The following is a 17,323-nucleotide window of genomic DNA, read 5'->3' as shown; positions in this document are numbered from 1 at the left end:
GCGAGTGAAAGCAGCTTTGGCTTGTAGCTTGCCGCTTGCCGCTTGCCGCTTGCCGCTGCCGTTAAACGGCATCTCTTGGCAGCATCAACCCCAGCGGCAATCGAACCCGCGCCTCCAGCCCGCCACCGGAGCGGTTGCGCAGTTCAACATTGCCGCCGTGCATCGAAGCAATCCGCTTGACGATCGCCAGCCCCAGGCCGGTACCTTTTCCGCCCCGCGCCCGATCACCTCGGGTGAACGGGTTGAAAATCGCCTCAAGTTCCGACGGGGCGATTCCCGCCCCACGGTCCATTACGCTCAGCACCACGTACGGCGCACTCGTGTCCCCGGATACATAGGCCGCGACGTCCACGCTCCCTCCGGCATGATTCAACGCGTTGCCAATCAGGTTGTTCAGCAAACGCTTCATCGACACCCGCCGCAACGGGAACGGCTGGATCGGCTCCAGGCGCAGGCGCACTTTCTCTTCACTCTGGTTGTACGGTGCCGCGACTTCACGCACCAGATCACTGAGATCCACTTCCTCCACCGACTCGTCCCGACCATCACGAATGAACGCGAGGAACTGGTCGAGGATGGCGTCCATGTCTTCGATGTCGCGCACCATATCGTTGGTCAGATCCGTGCGGTCCCCCATCAACTCCAGCGACAGCCGCAAACGGGTCAGCGGCGTACGCAAGTCATGCGAGACCCCCGCCAGCATCAGCTCACGCTCGCGGCCGGCCTGCTCGACGTCTTCGGCCATCTGGTTGAAGGCGCGATAAACCTCGGCCATCTCGCTGGGGGTGTCACTGATCGGCAGGCGCACGCTGCGGCCCTGGCCGAGTTGCCGGGCGGCGTAGACCAGACGCTTCAACGGTTGGTTGAGCTGACTGACGAAAATCCACGCAGACGCCGTGGACAGCAACCCGATCGCCAGGAACCAGCCGAGCACGTTCCAGATTTTCTGGCCACGCAACGGGTGTGGATACAGTGGCACTTTCAACCAGCCATCACCGAGGCTCGGCGCGCGAACCCACAAGGCCGGCGGCGAGTGCATGCGCAAGCGCACTTCGGTGTCGGCGCCCAGCTCCGCCTGCATCTGCCGCTGGTAGATTTCACTGTAGGGCCAATGCTGTTCGCCTTCCGGCACACCGGCGCCGACCACCCGGATCAAGGTCGCGGCATCGGCGATTTTCGCGCGGTTTTCTTCATCGGCGGCCCAGTAGGCACGCAGCGTCAGGGCGACGCCGTGGCTGTATTGGCGGTCCACCAGCACGTCCTCGTTCATCAACAGATAAACCAGGGTCAATGCCTTGGAAAACAATACGACGATGAGCACCAGCCACAGGGTGCGGGAGAAGAAACTTTGGGGGAACCAGACGGGGGTTTTCATGGATAACCGCTACACACTTGCAGGAGCGAGCAATGCTCGCATATTGCGGATTGCGAGTCTGCGCGGACGGCGTTTCCGACCGTCCCCCGCAGACTCGCTCCTACAAATCACCCATCACTTGGTGGAGTTGCCATCCGGCACGAACACATAACCAACACCCCAGACGGTCTGGATGTAACGCGGCTTGGACGGATCGGGTTCGATCATCCGGCGCAGACGGGAAATCTGCACGTCGATGGAACGCTCAAGGGCATCCCACTCACGGCCACGGGCCAGGTTCATCAGCTTGTCGCGGGTCAGCGGCTGACGGGCGTTCATCACCAAAGCCTTGAGTACCGCAAACTCACCGGTGGTGAGCATGTGCACTTCATCGCCGCGTTTGAGTTCGCGGGTGGCCAGGGAGAGCACGTAGTCGCCGAACGTGACGTTTTCTTCTTCACTGCCCGGCGCGCCCGGCACCGGTGCGGCCTGACGGCGCAACACGGCCTTGACGCGGGCCATCAGCTCGTCCGGGTTGAACGGTTTGGCCAGATAGTCGTCGGCGCCCAGTTCCAGGCCCTTGATACGACTCAGCTCGTCGCCCTTGGCGGTCAGCATGATGATCGGAATCTGATTGTTTGCGCCACGCAGGCGACGGCAAGCAGTCAGGCCGTCTTCGCCGGGCAGCATCAGGTCGAGGACGACCAGGTTGAACACTTCACGCGACAGCAGACGATCCATCTGCTCGGTGTTCGGTACGGCGCGGGCACGGTAGCCCTTGCTGACGAAAAAGCGTTCCAGCAGGCTGCTCAGCCCCGGATCGTCGTCAACGATGAGAATTTTTTCGCCTTCAGCAGTTTGTGCAGTGCTGCTCATTGGATGCTCCTTTTAGCTCGGCGCGCATTATGGCGTAGCTGCCGTTATACGCACCGTGTGCATTGTTAGCAGATTTTTCCTTCACTGCCAGAAAACCGGGGCTTGTGCCTACAGACTGCGTCGCCCCCGAATGACAGAACGCTGGTTATAATGCGCGGCCTTTTGTGCCAGGCAACGTCTGAATCGTTACCGCAGGTGGCCGTCCCTTATTTTCATGGGCGCCGCAGTAATTGTTCGATTTCACGGGTCAATGGGATGCCTTTTGACCCAGGCAGCGGCCAGCATCAAGCCGCCCCACCAGACTCCGGGCCTTCATTTACGTGCCTGCGAGCCTGCTTTCACAATTTGTCAGGTGGTTTTATGGACAGCATCAACAGCCGCATCGCCGAGGAACTCGGCGTACGCCCACAACAGGTCGAAGCGGCCGTCGCGCTACTCGATGAAGGCTCTACCGTTCCCTTCATCGCCCGTTACCGGAAAGAAGTGACCGGCAGCCTCGATGACACCCAACTGCGTCATCTGGAAGAGCGTCTGCGCTACCTGCGAGAACTCGACGAACGGCGCATCAGCATTCTTTCCAGCATTCAGGAGCAGGGCAAACTCACCCCTGAGCTGGAGCGCGAAATCAAACTCGCCGACACCAAGACCCGCCTCGAAGACTTGTACCTGCCGTACAAGCAGAAGCGCCGCACCAAGGGCCAGATTGCCCTGGAAGCCGGCCTCGGCGAACTGGCCGACGGTCTGTTCAACGACCCGTCGTTGACCCCGGAAACCGAAGCCGCGCGCTTCGTCAACGCGGAAAAAGGCGTGGCCGACGCCAAGGCAGCACTGGAAGGCGCCAAGTACATCCTCATGGAGCGCTTCGCCGAAGACGCCAACCTGCTGGAAAAACTGCGCACCTACCTGAAGCAGGAAGCCACTCTCAGTGCCCGCGTGATCGCCGGCAAGGAAGAGGAAGGCGCGAAATTCCGCGATTACTTCGAACACGACGAACCGCTGAAAAGCATGCCGTCGCACCGCGCGCTGGCGATTTTCCGTGGCCGCAACGAAGGCATTCTCAGCTCTGCACTGAAAGTCGGCGAAGAGCTGCCGGGCACCCTGCACCCGTGCGAAGGCATGATCGGTCAGCACGTCGGCATCCAGAACCAGAACCGCCCGGCCGACAAATGGCTGAGCGAAGTGGTGCGCTGGACCTGGAAGGTCAAGCTCTACACCCACCTGGAAACCGACCTGCTCGGCGAGCTGCGCGACGGCGCCGAAACCGAAGCGATCAACGTGTTCGCCCACAACCTGCACGACCTGCTGCTGGCTGCCCCCGCCGGCCCGCGCGCCACCCTGGGTCTCGACCCGGGCCTGCGTACCGGCTGCAAGGTCGCGGTGGTCGACTCCACCGGCAAGCTGCTGGATCACGCCACGGTTTACCCGCACGTGCCGCACAACAAATGGGATCAGACCATCGCCATCCTGGCCGCCCTGTGCGCCAAGCACTCGGTCGACCTGATCGCCATCGGCAACGGCACCGCCAGCCGTGAGACCGACAAGCTGGCCATCGAACTGATCAAAAAATATCCAGCAATGAAAATGACCAAGGTCATGGTGTCCGAAGCCGGTGCATCGGTGTACTCGGCCTCGGAACTGGCAGCCAAGGAATTCCCGGATCTGGACGTGTCGATCCGTGGCGCGGTCTCGATCGCCCGTCGTCTGCAGGATCCACTGGCCGAACTGGTGAAGATCGACCCGAAATCCATCGGTGTCGGTCAGTACCAGCACGACGTGTCGCAGCTGAAACTGGCGCGCGGTCTGGACGCCGTGGTCGAGGACTGCGTGAACGCCGTGGGCGTGGACGTGAACACCGCCTCCGTGGCACTGCTGGCGCGGATCTCCGGCCTCAACGCGACCCTGGCGCAGAACATCGTGGCCCACCGTGACGAGCACGGCGCGTTCAAAACCCGCGCGGCGCTGAAGAAAGTCGCGCGTCTGGGCGAGAAAACCTTCGAACAGGCCGCCGGCTTCCTGCGCGTGATGAACGGCGACAATCCGCTGGACTCCTCGGCCGTTCACCCGGAAGCCTATCCGCTGGTGCAGCGCATCGCCGCTGAAACCGACCGTGACATCCGCTCGCTGATCGGCGATGCGGCGTTCCTCAAGCGTCTGGATCCGAAGAAATTCACCGACGAGACCTTCGGTCTGCCAACCGTTACCGACATCTTGCAAGAGCTGGAAAAACCGGGCCGCGACCCGCGTCCGGAGTTCAAGACCGCCGAGTTCCAGGAAGGCGTCGAGGACCTGAAGGATCTGCAACTGGGGATGATCCTCGAAGGCGTCGTGACCAACGTGACCGCGTTCGGTGCGTTCGTCGACATCGGCGTGCATCAGGACGGTCTGGTGCACATTTCGGCGCTGTCGGAGAAGTTCATCAAGGATCCGCGCGAGGCGGTGAAGGCCGGTGACGTGGTGAAGGTGAAGGTCATGGAAGTCGACATCCCGCGCAAACGCGTCGGCCTGTCGATGCGCATGAGCGACACCCCGGGCGAGAAGATCGACGGTGCCCGTGGTTCACGTCCGGGCTCGGCGCCACGCCAGTCGCAGGGTTCGGCGCCACGCAAGGAAAGCACCCCGGCGGCTCCGGTGAATAACGCAATGGCCTCGCTGTTCGCCAACGCCAAGCAGTTGAAGAAACGCTGATGGAAATGCCGGCCGGGCTTGTCGAGAGCGCGTTTTTCAAGCTGTTGGGCTGCCGTCTGCACAGCCTGGAAACCGGGGTGGCGCAAGTCGCCCTGGCGCTGGAACCCGAACTGCGCAATCGCGGCGGCAAGCTGCACGGCGGCGCGCTGTTCAGTCTGGTCGATATCGCCATGGGGCTGGCCTGCTCCAGCACCCACGGTTTCGACCAGCAGAGCGCAACCATCGAGTGCAAGATCAACTACATCCGCGCCGTCTCTGAAGGCGAGGTGATGTGCACGGCGCGGGTGATCCACCCGGGCCGGCGCACGCTGGTGGTCGAAGCCGACGTGATGCAGGGCGACAAACTGGTCGCAAAAGCGCAAGGCACGTTCGCTGTCCTGTAGATGTTGTTCATCATTTTGAGTTAATTTCGGCGCTGTGATCGCAGCGTCGGAGTTTTCCTCGCCCGCGTCTGCCAGATTCAGGGACTGAAGTTGGCGTTTCCAATGGGGCTTTCATGGCCCGAAAACCAGGCGAAAACGCCAGTTTCAACTTCACCCTTGTAGACCGTCCTGCCCACCCCCATATTGGGGCGACTGACGCGTGAAGGAATCCAAATTGAGCGAACTTCTCAACCGCCGCCTGGCTCTGCTCGGCGAGCGCGCTAACCTCTCTCTGCTTGAGCAGTGCCTTCACGGTATCGAACGTGAATGCCTGCGGGTGACCGGCGAAGGCCGCCTGGCCCAGACGCCGCACCCTGAAGCCCTGGGTTCCGCGCTGACCAACGAACAGATCACCACCGACTATTCCGAGTCGCTGCTGGAGTTCATCACGCCCGCCCTGCCGGACCCGGCCGATACCCTCGCCAGCCTGGACAAGATTCATCGCTTCGCCTACAGCAAGCTCGGTAACGAGTACCTGTGGAGTCCATCGATGCCGTGCCCGTTGCCGGCCGAGGAAGACATCCCGATCGCCTATTACGGCACCTCCAACATCGGTCAGCTCAAGTACGTCTACCGCAAGGGCCTGGCCCTGCGTTACGGCAAGACCATGCAGTGCATCGCCGGGATTCACTACAACTTCTCCCTGCCGGAAAAGCTCTGGCCGCTGCTGAAAGAAGCCGAAGGCTTCGTCGGCACCGACCGGGATTTCCAGTCGTCGTCCTATATCGCGCTGATCCGTAATTTCCGCCGCTACAGCTGGCTGCTGATGTACCTGTTCGGCGCTTCGCCGGCGCTGGACGCGGGTTTCCTGCGCGGTCGCTCGCACCAGTTGGAACAGCTGGATCCGGACACCCTCTACCTGCCCTACGCCACCAGCCTGCGCATGAGCGACCTCGGTTACCAGAGCAACGCCCAGGCGGGCCTGACCCCGTGCTACAACGATCTGGCGAGCTACACCGACAGCCTGCGCCAAGCGGTGGCCACGCCGTACGCGCCGTACGTTGAAATCGGTACGCACCAGAATGGCGAGTGGGTGCAACTGAACACCAACATCCTGCAGATCGAAAACGAGTACTACTCCAACATCCGCCCGAAACGCGTGACCTACACCGGCGAGCGGCCGATCCAGGCCTTGATGGCCCGTGGCATCCAGTACGTCGAAGTGCGCTGCCTGGACATCAACCCGTTCCTGCCGATGGGCATCGACCTCACCGAGTCGCGCTTCCTCGACGCATTCCTGCTGTACTGCGCGCTGAACGAAAGCCCGCTGCTGACCAACAATTCCTGCGGCAACGCCACCTCCAACTTCCTCAGTGTGGTCAAGGAAGGTCGCCGTCCGGGCCTGCAATTGCAGCGCGACGGCCAACCGGTCGAGCTGAAGGAATGGGCTGCCGAACTGCTGGAAAAAATCGCTCCGCTGGCGGCGCTGCTGGATCAAAGCCATGGCGGCGATGCCCACAGCAAGGCGCTCGATGCGCAACTGGCCAAGGTCAAGGATTCATCCCTGACGCCTTCGGCCCAGGTGCTGGCGGCCATGGCCACGCACAAGGAAAGCTTCGCGCAATTCTCCCTGCGCCAGAGCCAGGCTCACGCCGAGTTCTTCCGCAGCGAGCCGTTGGCGGCTGAAGAGCAAGCGAAGTTCGAAGAACTGGCGCGGTCTTCGCTGGCGCAACAGGCGGAGCTGGAGCAGAACGAGGTGGGCGATTTCGACGTGTTTGTCGGGTCGTATCAGGCGAGCATTCTGGCGATCAGCAACTGACATCAGAAGGTTCTTTGATCGTTCCCACGTCGAGGCGTCGAACCGTCTGCGTGGTAACGCCTCAATGGACGCTCCGCGTTCAAGTGACGCGGAGCGTCACGAGCTGCATTCCCACGCAGAGCGTGGGAACGATCAAAAAAAGCCTCAAGGGACGCTCTGCGTCCCAGTGACGCGGAGCGTCACAAGCTGAATTCCCACGCAGAGCGTGGGAACTATCAAATACCCCCGGCTTAGATTTTTCCGCTCATAAGCTCATTCTAAAAAGTTATTTATTTTTAGATTCTTAGATCATTTAGTCTCCTTTCACGCCGACGCTCGGTCGCCTGATATGGAGCTCTTGAATGAAACTGAATTTCCCGCTTCGCCTGCTGGCCGTGGCCTCTCTGGCTGCTGCGAGTTTCCTGGCTCAGGCCGCCGACCTCACCGTCGCCTACCAGACCACCGTTGACCCGGCGAAAGTCGCCCAGGCCGACGGCGCCTACGAGAAAGCCACCAAAGCCGACATCAACTGGCGCAAATTCGACAACGGTGCCGACATCATTGCCGCCATCGCCTCCGGCGACGTGCAGATCGGCTACCTCGGTTCCAGCCCGCTGACCGCTGCGATCACCCGCAAAGTTCCGGTGGAAACCTTCCTCATCGCCACCCAGATCGGCGCCGCCGAAGCGCTGGTCGCCCGTGACGGCTCCGGCATCAAGACCCCGCAGGATCTGGTCGGCAAGAAAATCGCCGTGCCGTTCGTGTCCACCGGTCACTACAGCCTGCTGGCCGCGCTGAAGCACTGGAACATCGATCCTTCGAAAGTCACCGTGCTCAACCTCGCCCCGCCGGCAATCATTGCCGCGTGGAAACGCGGTGACATCGACGCCACCTACGTTTGGGATCCGGCGCTGGGTGTGGCCAAGGAAAACGGCAAAGTGCTGATCACTTCCGGTGAACTGGCCAAGTTCGGCGCGCCGACCTTCGACGCCTGGATCGTGCGCAAGGACTTCGCCGAGAAGCACCCGGAAATCGTCACTGCCTTCGCCAAGGTCACCCTCGACGCCTACGCCGATTACCGCAAGGATCCGAAAGCCTGGCTGGCCAATCAGAGCAACGTCGACAAGCTGGTGAAACTGTCCGGCGCCAAAGCCAGCGACATCCCATTGCTGCTGCAAGGCAACGTCTACCCACTGGCGGCGGATCAGGTCAGCGACCTCGGCGCACCGACCACCAAAGCCATCACCGACACCGCTGCGTTCCTCAAGGAGCAAGGCAAGGTCGAAGCGGTACTGCCGGACTACGCGCCGTACGTCAGCGCCAAGTACATCACCAACTGATCGGGAGTTAATTGCGATGGCCTTGCTACAGCTGGAGCGCATCAGCGCACAGTATCCCGGCAGCCCGGAACCGGTACTGTCCGACATTTCCCTGACCCTCGGCCCGCAGCAATTGCTGGTGGCCCTCGGCCCGTCCGGCAGTGGCAAGACTTCGCTGTTGAACCTGATTGCCGGTTTCGTCGAACCGAGCGCCGGCCGCATCACCCTCGACAACGTGCCGGTCAAAGGTCCGAGCGCCGAACGCGGCGTGGTGTTCCAGGACGACGCCCTGTTGCCCTGGCAGGACGTGCTGGCCAACGTCGCTTTCGGTCTGGAACTGGCCGGTGTGGCCAAGGACAAACGCGAACAGCGCGCTCGGGAAATGCTCGCACTGGTCGACCTTTCCGGTTTTGAACATCGTCGCATCTGGCAGCTGTCCGGCGGCCAGAAACAGCGTGTTGGCCTGGCCCGCGCTCTCGCCGCCGACCCACGTGTATTGCTGATGGACGAGCCCTTCGGCGCCCTTGACGCCTTCACCCGTGAACAGATGCAGGAGCTGTTGCTGCAAGTCTGGCAACGCACCGCCAAACCGGTGTTCCTGATTACCCACGACATTGAAGAAGCGGTGTTCCTCGCCACTGACCTGATTCTGCTGGCGCCGAATCCGGGGCAGATCGTCGAGCGTCTGCATCTCGACTTCGGCCAGCGTTACGCCGCCGGTGAGTCGGCACGAGCCATCAAATCCGACCCGCGTTTTATCGAAACCCGCGAACACGTGCTGGCCAAAGTGTTCTCGCAACGCAGCGCCGTTCAGCGGCAGGAGCGCGCATGAGCAGTTACGACGTTTCCGCCACCGCAGTGAAACCCGCCGCCACATCGGTGGTGATTCCCGTGCGCCGCCGTCTCAGCACCCGCTGGATCAGCCTGCTGACCCTGTTCGCCTTGCTGGTGATCTGGTGGGCGGTGACGGCCACTGGCCTGATCGAGCCGCTGTTCCTGCCACCACCGTCCGCCGTGCTGCAAAAAGGCTGGTTGCTGGCGACTACGGGCTACATGGATTCGACGTTGTGGCAGCACCTGGGCGCGAGCCTCAGCCGAATCGGCCTGGGCCTTGGTTTTGCGATTCTGACCGCGGTGCCGGTGGGCATTGCCATCGGCGCCAACCGCATCGCCCGTGGCGTGCTGGATCCGCTGATCGAGTTCTACCGGCCGATTCCGCCCCTCGCTTATCTGCCGCTGATCGTGATCTGGTGCGGCATCGGCGAGCTGTCGAAAGTGCTGCTGATCTACCTGGCGATTTTCGCTCCGATCGCGATTGCCACCGCCACCGGCGTGCGCACCGTCGACCCGGCCAAATTGCGCGCCGCGCAGTCGCTGGGCGCCACCCGCGCGCAACTGATCCGCCATGTGATTTTGCCAAGTGCGCTGCCGGACATTCTGACCGGTGTGCGCATTGGCCTGGGTGTGGGTTGGTCGACCCTGGTCGCCGCCGAACTGATCGCGGCCACCAGCGGCCTGGGCTTCATGGTGCAGTCGGCTGCGCAGTTCCTGGTCACCGATGTGGTGGTGCTGGGGATTCTGGTCATCGCCCTGATCGCCTTCGCCATGGAAATGGGCCTGCGCGCCCTGCAACGCAAACTGGTGCCGTGGCACGGCCAGGCCCACTGATTTTTCAGCACTGACTACCCCGACAGTTTCGGGGCCCCGGAATTGAAGAGAACCACCATGAGCAGCCTGAACATCACCCCTTTAAGCTCGGCCCTCGGCGCACAGATCAGCGGCGTCGACATCAGCCAGCCGCTGAACCTGGAACAGCGCGACGCCATCGAGCAGGCACTGCTCAAATATCAGGTGCTGTTCTTCCGCAATCAGCCGATCGAGCCTTCGCAACAGGCGCGCTTCGCCGCCTATTTCGGCGACCTGCATATTCACCCGATCTACCCGAACGTACCGGAACAACCGGAAGTGCTGATCCTCGACACCGCCGTCACCGACGTGCGCGACAACGCGATCTGGCACACCGACGTGACCTTCCTGCCAACCCCGGCCATGGGCGCGGTGCTCAGCGCCAAGCTGCTGCCGGAATTTGGTGGCGACACATTGTGGGCCAGCGGGATTGCTGCGTACGAAGCGCTGTCGGCGCCGATGAAAGCACTGCTCGAAGGGCTGACCGCGACTCACGATTTCACCCGTTCTTTTCCGTTGGAGCGCTACGGCAACACGCCGGAAGCGCTGGCGCAGTGGGAAGCGGCGAGACGCAAGAATCCACCGCTGTCGCACCCGGTGATTCGCACGCACCCGGTGAGCGGACGGCGCTCGTTGTTCGTCAACGAAGGGTTCACGTCGAAGATCAATGAGCTGTCGGAGACCGAGAGCGAAGCGGTGTTGAAGTTCTTGTTCGCGCATGCGACGCGGCCGGAATTCACCATTCGCTGGCGCTGGCAGAAAGATGACATTGCGTTCTGGGACAACCGCGTGACGCAGCATTACGCGGTGGATGACTACCGTCCGGCGCGGCGGGTGATGCAGCGGGCTACGGTGTTGGGGGATGTGCCGTTTTTTCGCTGAGCCTTTAACGCAAGAGCAAGATTGATCGTTCCCACGCTCTGCGTGGGAACGCCTCTACGGACGCTCCGCGTTCGGCTTGGCAGGGGACGCGGAGCGTCCCGGGCTGAATTCCCACGCGGAGCGTGGGAACGATCTGTGTGTCGTTATTCTGCCGTCGAAGGCTTCTCCCAAAGATTAATCCCGCCCTCCTGAGCAAACCGGTCAATCTCCGCCAGTTCCTCAGCACTGAAACTCAAATTCTTCAACGCCCCGACGTTCTCGATAATCTGCTCTGGCCGGCTCGCACCAATCAGCGCCGAAGTCACTCGCGGATCGCGCAGCGTCCACGCCAACGCCAGTTGCGCCAGGCTCTGCCCGCGACGTTTGGCGATTTCATTCAACGCCCGCACGTGAGCGATGTTCGCCTCGGACAAGTGCGAAGCCTGCAACGAACCACCACCCGGACGATTGACCCGCGCATCCGCCGGCACGCCGTTGAGGTATTTGTCGGTCAGCAGGCCTTGCGCCAGCGGGGTGAAGGCAATCACGCCGGTGCCGAGCTCATCGGTGGTGTCGAGCAGGTCCTTTTCCACCCAGCGGTTGAGCAGGTTGTACGCCGGTTGGTGAATCAGCAGCGGCACTTTCCACTCTTTGAGCAACGCGGCGATCTCGCGGGTTTTCACTCCGGAGTACGACGAGATGCCGATGTACAGCGCCTTGCCCTGCTGCACCGCCGTGGCGAGGGCGCTGGCGGTTTCTTCCAGCGGGGTGTCCGGGTCGAAGCGGTGCGAATAGAAGATATCCACATAGTCCAGGCCCAGGCGTTGCAGGCTTTGGTCGAGGCTGGCCAGCACGTATTTGCGCGAGCCGCCGCCCTGGCCGTAAGGGCCGGGCCACATGTCCCAACCGGCCTTGCTGGAGATGATCAGTTCATCGCGGTACTGCTTGAAGTCTTCGCGCAGCAGACGGCCGAAGTTGATCTCGGCGCTGCCGTAGGGCGGGCCATAGTTGTTGGCCAGGTCGAAGTGGTTGATGCCCAGGTCGAACGCCGTGCGCAGCAACGAGCGCTGGGTGTCGATCGGCGTGCTGTCGCCGAAGTTGTGCCACAGGCCCAGGGACAGCGCCGGCAGCACCAGACCGCTGCGTCCGACGCGGCGGTAAGGGATGGAGTCATAGCGGTTTTCGGCAGCGGTGTAAGTCATCGAATCCTCTCTTGTCGGTCTTGAATCGGGTGTCGATTGCTACGCAAATCTGTTACCGGGCCGGGCGAGGCCAAGGTTCTGGCGCAAGGTCCGGCCCTCGTATTCGATTCTGAACAGCCCACGCCGTTGCAGTTCCGGGACCACGCCATTGGCGAAGTCTTCGAGCCCGCCGGGCAGGTGCGGCACCAGCACATTGAAGCCGTCCGCCGCGCCCTGCTCGAACCACTCCTGCAAGCGGTCGGCAATCTGCGCCGGAGTGCCGACGACGCTGTAATGCCCGCGACCGCCAGCGATTCTGCGACCCAGTTCGGCCAGGGTCAGATGTTCTCGGCCGGCCAGTTCGGTCAACAGTTTCTGTCGGCTTTGCTGGCCGCTGTCAGTCAGCGGCAACTCCGGCAGCGGCCCGTCCAGCGGGTACTTCGACAGATCGAAGTTGCCCAGCATACGCCCAAGCAAGGCGACACCAACCTCGGGTTCGACCAATTGCTGAAACGTTTCACATTTTTCCTGCGCTTCGGCTTCCGTCTGCCCGACCACGACAAACACGCCGGGCATGATTTTCAGCGAATCGGCACTGCGTCCGTACTTCGGCAAGCGCCCCTTGAGGTCGGCGTAAAACGCCTGGGCGCTGGCCAGTGAAGTCTGCGCGGTGAACACCACTTCGGCGGTCTGTGCCGCCAGTTCACGTCCGGTTTCCGACGAGCCGGCCTGCACGATCACCGGCTGACCCTGTGGCGAACGCGCGACGTTCAGCGGGCCCTTGACCCGGAAGTGCTCACCGACGTGATCCAGCACATGCAGTTTTTCCGGGTCGTAATACGCGCCAGTGACCTTGTCGCGAATGAAGGCATCGTCCTGCCAACTGTCCCAGAGCCCGGTGACCACCTGATGAAATTCCCGGGCGCGGCTGTAGCGTTCGACATGGCCGATGTGTTCGTCGCGGCCAAAATTCTGCGCTTCGGCGGCGTTGTCCGAGGTCACCAGATTCCACCCCGCTCGCCCGCCGGACAGGTGATCGAGCGAAGCGAACTTGCGCGCCACGTGATACGGCTCGTTGTAGCTGGTGGTGGCGGTAGCGATCAGGCCGATGTGCTCGGTCACCGCGCTCAAGGCCGAAAGCAAGGTCAACGGTTCGAAGTGATCCGAACGGGCCATGCGGCTGGCGATGTCCTGGGTCGGCGCAGCGACGCTGTCGGCGACGAACAGGGTGTCGAACTTCGCTGCCTCGGCAATCTGCGCCAGGCGTTTGTAATGGGCGAAATCCAGTCCCGCGTTGGCCGGAACGTCCGGATGACGCCACGCGGCGACGTGGTGTCCGGTGGCCATGAGGAACGCGCCGAGTTTCAGCTGTCTGCTCATCTCAGAAGTCCTTGCGCAGTTGCACGCCGAAGTAGCGCTCGTCGTCGCGAGGCACGGCGCGGTAGATGTAGTTGCCTCCGCTGGCGAGCAGCGGCGAATAGGACTTGTCGGTGAGGTTCTTGCCGAGCAACGCCACGCGCCAGCCGTTGGTGTAATCGGCCAGAGCCACGCTGGCGTTCCAGAGGCCGTAGGCGCCCTGCTTGGTGTCGGCGTTCTGGCTGATGTCGTACTGCACTTCGCTCTGCCAGCTGTAGTCGGTGCCGAGTTCGATATCCAGGCCGTTATCCAGCGGAATCGTGTAGTCGGCGCGCACGTAGCTTTTCCAGTCCGGGCTGAACGGCAGCGGTTTGCCGTTGACGTTGCACGACGCCGCCGCGCTCGCCGGGCAGGCGAACTCGTCGATGCGGGCCCGGGTGTAGGCCAGCGCGCCGGAGAACTTCAGTTGCTGGGTCGCCTGCAGGGCGAAATCAAGTTCTACACCTTCGGTGCTGACGCTGCCGGCGTTGATCAGGCGCGTCACCACTTGCCCGGCGACGGTGTCGAAAAAATTCGCCTGATAGTTGTCGTAGTCGCTGTGGAAAACCGCGAGGTTGGTGGTCAGGCGATTGTTCCAGGACGAAGCCTTGATCCCCGCCTCCCAGGTGTTGGAGGTTTCCGGTTTCAGCGCTTCGGTGTCGCGCGGCTGCATGTTGAAAAACACGTTGTAGGCCGGGCCTTTGTAGCCACGCGAATAGGTCAGATAAGTGGTGACGGTATCGCTCAGGTCGTACTGCAAACCGAGCCGACCGGACCAGCCGTCCTCATCCACCGACCCGGAACTGCGGGTGGCCGGTTGAATGCCGCTGACGGTGGTGGCGGAAGTGGAAACGCGACGGTGATCGTATTCCAGATCGTCGTGGGTGTAGCGCAGGCCGGCGATGCCACGCAAGTCCGAGGTGAAATTCAGCGTGCTCTCGCCGAACACCGCATAGCTGTCGCTGGTGGTGCTGTAATCGGCGACGCCGCGATCAGTTCGTGTGGTGGTGGTCAGCGTGCGCTGATAGGTTTCCTCGTCCTTGCCGTGCATGTAGAACAGGCCGCCAACGTATTCGAGGAACTCGCCTTTCGGCGACGCCAGACGCAGCTCCTGCGAGTACTGGTCGAAGGCCAGATCGCCCTTGTCCGCCGTGCCGGGGAACGCCGCCGTCACCGTGCCGAGGCGGTCGCCGTCCTGATACTGAGTGTTGTCCCAGCCACGCCACGCGGTGATCGAGGTCAGGGTGTAATCGCCCAGTTGCCAGTCGAGCTGGCCGGACAGGCCCTTGTTGGTGTCCTCGACGTGGGAGCGGGTGTCGGTGTTGATGTCGCGGTTGTGGCTGGTGGCACTGACCGGGCTCAACGCATTGGCGAAAGCCGGGGTCAGAGCCTTGGTCACGACGCCGTTGGGGCCGTCATCGTGGGACTGCATGTAGTCGGCGATCAGGGTGAAGGTGACGTCGTCGTTCGGGGTGAATTCCAGTTTGCCGCGCACGCCGCGATGGTTGTAACCGTTGACCTCATGACCGTTGTGCTGGTTGTCGACGTTGCCGTCGTAAGTGCCGAACAAGGTGCTGATCGAGCCCTTGAGCGTGTCCGGAATCAGGCTGCCGCCGATGCCGAACCGGGTGCGGCTTTCGTTGCCGCTGTAATACGACTGATCGATGTAGCCGTGGGTCTCGGCGGTCGGCGCCTTGCTGGTGATGTTCAGCACGCCGGCCGAGGCATTCTTGCCGAACAGCGTGCCTTGCGGGCCGCGCAAGACTTCGACGCGTTCCAGGTCCAGCAGATCGAGGGTCGACTGGCCGGGACGGGCGTAGACCACGCCATCAATCACCGTGGCCACCGTCGGTTCGACGCCCGGCGAGGTGGAAATCGTCCCCACGCCACGCACGAACAACGAGGTGTCCTTGTTCGATGCGCCGGTGCGGAAATTCAGCGACGGCACTTGCTGGACGATGCTCGCCACGCTGTTGCGGTTGTCGCGTTCCAGCTGCTCGCCGTTGATCACCGATACCGCCACCGGCACTTTTTGCAGCGACTCTTCGCGGCGGGTGGCGGTGACCGTGACGGATTTGAGGGTCGGCTCCGGATCGGTGCTATCGGCGGCGAACGCGGCAGGCAGCGGCAGCGCGGCCAGCCCGGTGAGTAGCCAGCCCGCAGCGCGGATCGATTGCGCCAATGTGTGTGTCGCCCCAGGAATGTTGTGCATGTTTGCCCGCTCGAAAAGTTGCCCTGAACCGCTGCCGTTCTGCGACGACAGCGCCTGTCTCGGTGTCTTGGGCATTCGCTCGAGCGAGTAGCAGACAACGCGCTTTGTTAGCGCTAACATCGCCAGTATTGGCAAGCCGGACATAGACCGTCCAATACTGAAAAATTACTTTTATATGCGTTTTGGTTTTTAAGAAGGATCGAGCCTTGAGCGAAGAAAAGCCCCGCAAACGCCGTGGCGCCGGTCGCGTGACTCTCAACGCGGTGGCGCGCCAGGCCGGTGTTTCGGCGATCACCGTGTCGCGCTATTTCAACCAGCCGGAACAGGTCTCGCCCGAACGCCGCGAGCGCATCGCGGCGGTGGTCGCCGAGTTGGGTTATGTGCCGAATCTGGTGGCCGGCGGGCTCGCCTCGGCGCGGGGGAAAATCGTCGGCATGGTGATCCCGAACATCTCCGGGCCGATCTTCGCCAACACCATTCAGGGCTTCAGCGACACCCTCAGCCGTCACGGCTACCAGCTACTTCTTGCCTCGAGTTACTTCAGCACTGAACAGGAAGAAAACGCCGTGCGGGCCTTCCTCGGCTGGTCGCCGGCGGCGCTGGTGGTGACCAGTCACTTCCACAGCGCGGGCACAGAAAAGATGCTTGCCGAAGCGGATATCCCGGTGATCGAAACCTGGGATTACCAACCGGATCGCGAGCCGATGCAGATCGGCTTTTCGCACTTCGAAGTGGGTGTCAGCGCCGCTCGTTATTTGCACAACAAAGGCTATCGACGCATCGCCTTCGTGCAGAACAGCGCACCCGGCGACTTCAGCGCACTGGAGCGCCGCGACGGTTATGCGGCGACCGTGCGTGAGTTGGGCCTGGAACCGTGGGTGTTCGCACCGGACGCCGATCGCGCCCCATTCGAGGCCGGCAAGCAAGCAATGGAAGCGCTGATGAACGCCTCACCCCGCCCGGACGCGATCATCTTCGCCAACGACAACCTCGCCGCCGGCGGCCTGCTGGCCGGACAACGCGCCGGCCTCAAGATCCCCGAAGACTGCGCCGTCCTCGGTTTCGGCGACTACCCGTTCGCCGAGATGCTGCTGCCGAGCCTGAGCACCATCAAACCGCCGGCGCTGGAGATCGGTGTACTGGCAGCGACGCGGGTGCTGGAAAGCCTTGGCGTGTTGCCGAGCGATGAGGTACAGCGGTTGAATCTGCTGCAGTGCACGGTCATAGAGCGGGAAAGTACCTGACGAATATGGCGTGGGCGGGTTTGGCTATGCTCTAAATGAAACCGCGAAGGCGCCCGACCAAACACCGACTATGCCGCAGGCCTCCCCATGCACACCGCAATCATCATCTTCTTCGGCCTGATCCTGCTGGCGCTGATGTTTTACATCGGCGAGCGCATCGGCTTCAGTCGGCAGACGCTGGCCTATGGTTTCGCGGCGTTGTGGCTGGCGTTGACGGTGATCAATGGTGCGGTCGGCGTGGTCCACGCCGGGCAGCCGTTGGGGTCGGAGATTGCGATCGGCAGCGCCGTGTATGGTGTGCCGCTGGCGGCGATGGTGTTGTTCATGGTGCTGAGCGCCGAGACTTGAAA

General features: G+C 62.3%; 14 protein-coding genes. 9 read left to right on the top strand and 5 right to left on the bottom strand.

Going from position 1 to position 17,323, the window contains the following annotated elements; genetic code table 11:
* Positions 1-61: 61 nt before the first annotated feature.
* Together AC07Y2_RS05285 and ompR are read right to left on the bottom strand one after the other, a co-directional pair.
* Positions 62-1,375 (bottom strand): ATP-binding protein, encoded by a 1,314-nt coding sequence (locus tag AC07Y2_RS05285; protein WP_039764576.1) that lies wholly within the window; start codon positions 1,373-1,375, stop codon positions 62-64.
* Between the two features lie 114 nt (positions 1,376-1,489).
* A complete protein-coding gene (gene ompR, locus AC07Y2_RS05280) occupies positions 1,490-2,230 on the bottom strand; it encodes an osmolarity response regulator transcription factor OmpR (protein ID WP_007952694.1) in 741 nt (246 codons plus the stop codon).
* Between the two features lie 360 nt (positions 2,231-2,590).
* Here ompR and AC07Y2_RS05275 point away from each other — a divergent pair, with 360 nt between their 5' ends.
* From AC07Y2_RS05275 to tauD, 7 genes are all read left to right on the top strand, one after another.
* Complete coding sequence (locus AC07Y2_RS05275; RefSeq protein WP_074689448.1) at positions 2,591-4,915, top strand: Tex family protein; 2,325 nt, start codon at positions 2,591-2,593, stop codon at positions 4,913-4,915.
* Positions 4,915-5,298, top strand: a complete 384-nt coding sequence (locus tag AC07Y2_RS05270) for a PaaI family thioesterase (RefSeq protein WP_064382742.1) — start codon at positions 4,915-4,917, stop codon at positions 5,296-5,298. Before AC07Y2_RS05275 ends, AC07Y2_RS05270 begins: the two co-directional genes overlap by 1 nt.
* A 214-nt stretch (positions 5,299-5,512) precedes the next feature.
* Positions 5,513-7,096: a glutamate--cysteine ligase gene (gene gshA, locus AC07Y2_RS05265; protein ID WP_039764572.1), complete on the top strand. Its 1,584-nt coding sequence runs from the start codon at positions 5,513-5,515 to the stop codon at positions 7,094-7,096.
* A gap of 341 nt (positions 7,097-7,437) precedes the next feature.
* The gene (tauA, locus tag AC07Y2_RS05260) at positions 7,438-8,415 is read left to right on the top strand and encodes a taurine ABC transporter substrate-binding protein (protein WP_007952702.1); all 978 of its coding nucleotides are present in this window, start codon (positions 7,438-7,440) and stop codon (positions 8,413-8,415) included.
* Positions 8,416-8,431: 16 nt separating this feature from the next.
* A complete protein-coding gene (tauB, locus tag AC07Y2_RS05255) occupies positions 8,432-9,226 on the top strand; it encodes a taurine ABC transporter ATP-binding subunit (RefSeq protein WP_011331959.1) in 795 nt (264 codons plus the stop codon).
* Complete coding sequence (tauC, locus tag AC07Y2_RS05250) at positions 9,223-10,062, top strand: taurine ABC transporter permease TauC (protein WP_085647943.1); 840 nt, start codon at positions 9,223-9,225, stop codon at positions 10,060-10,062. The genes tauB and tauC overlap by 4 nt, the downstream gene beginning before the upstream one ends.
* A 57-nt stretch (positions 10,063-10,119) precedes the next feature.
* Positions 10,120-10,962, top strand: coding sequence for a taurine dioxygenase (tauD, locus tag AC07Y2_RS05245; protein ID WP_074689444.1), 843 nt, complete (start codon positions 10,120-10,122; stop codon positions 10,960-10,962).
* A 143-nt stretch (positions 10,963-11,105) separates the two neighbouring features.
* Here the strand turns inward: tauD and mgrA are convergent, their stop codons facing one another.
* The 3 genes from mgrA to AC07Y2_RS05230 are packed head-to-tail and all read right to left on the bottom strand — an operon-like array spanning position 11,106 to position 15,729.
* On the bottom strand, positions 11,106-12,143 hold the full coding sequence (gene mgrA, locus AC07Y2_RS05240; RefSeq protein ID WP_008087334.1) for an L-glyceraldehyde 3-phosphate reductase: 1,038 nt from the start codon (positions 12,141-12,143) through the stop codon (positions 11,106-11,108).
* Positions 12,144-12,182: 39 nt separating this feature from the next.
* On the bottom strand, positions 12,183-13,502 hold the full coding sequence (locus AC07Y2_RS05235) for an LLM class flavin-dependent oxidoreductase (protein WP_103385571.1): 1,320 nt from the start codon (positions 13,500-13,502) through the stop codon (positions 12,183-12,185).
* Between the two features lies 1 nt (position 13,503).
* Positions 13,504-15,729, bottom strand: a complete 2,226-nt coding sequence (locus AC07Y2_RS05230; RefSeq protein ID WP_103385570.1) for a TonB-dependent receptor — start codon at positions 15,727-15,729, stop codon at positions 13,504-13,506.
* A gap of 206 nt (positions 15,730-15,935) precedes the next feature.
* Between AC07Y2_RS05230 and AC07Y2_RS05225 the strand changes: the two genes are divergently transcribed.
* The gene (locus tag AC07Y2_RS05225) at positions 15,936-16,973 is read left to right on the top strand and encodes a LacI family DNA-binding transcriptional regulator (RefSeq protein WP_039764559.1); all 1,038 of its coding nucleotides are present in this window, start codon (positions 15,936-15,938) and stop codon (positions 16,971-16,973) included.
* Between the two features lie 87 nt (positions 16,974-17,060).
* The gene (locus tag AC07Y2_RS05220) at positions 17,061-17,321 is read left to right on the top strand and encodes a hypothetical protein (protein WP_007952727.1); all 261 of its coding nucleotides are present in this window, start codon (positions 17,061-17,063) and stop codon (positions 17,319-17,321) included.
* Positions 17,322-17,323: the final 2 nt, after the last annotated feature.

Source organism: Pseudomonas sp. GW456-12-1-14-TSB6 (assembly GCF_059424205.1).
Note: the sequence above shows the minus strand (reverse complement) of the source record. Positions and strands in the feature narration are given on the sequence as shown.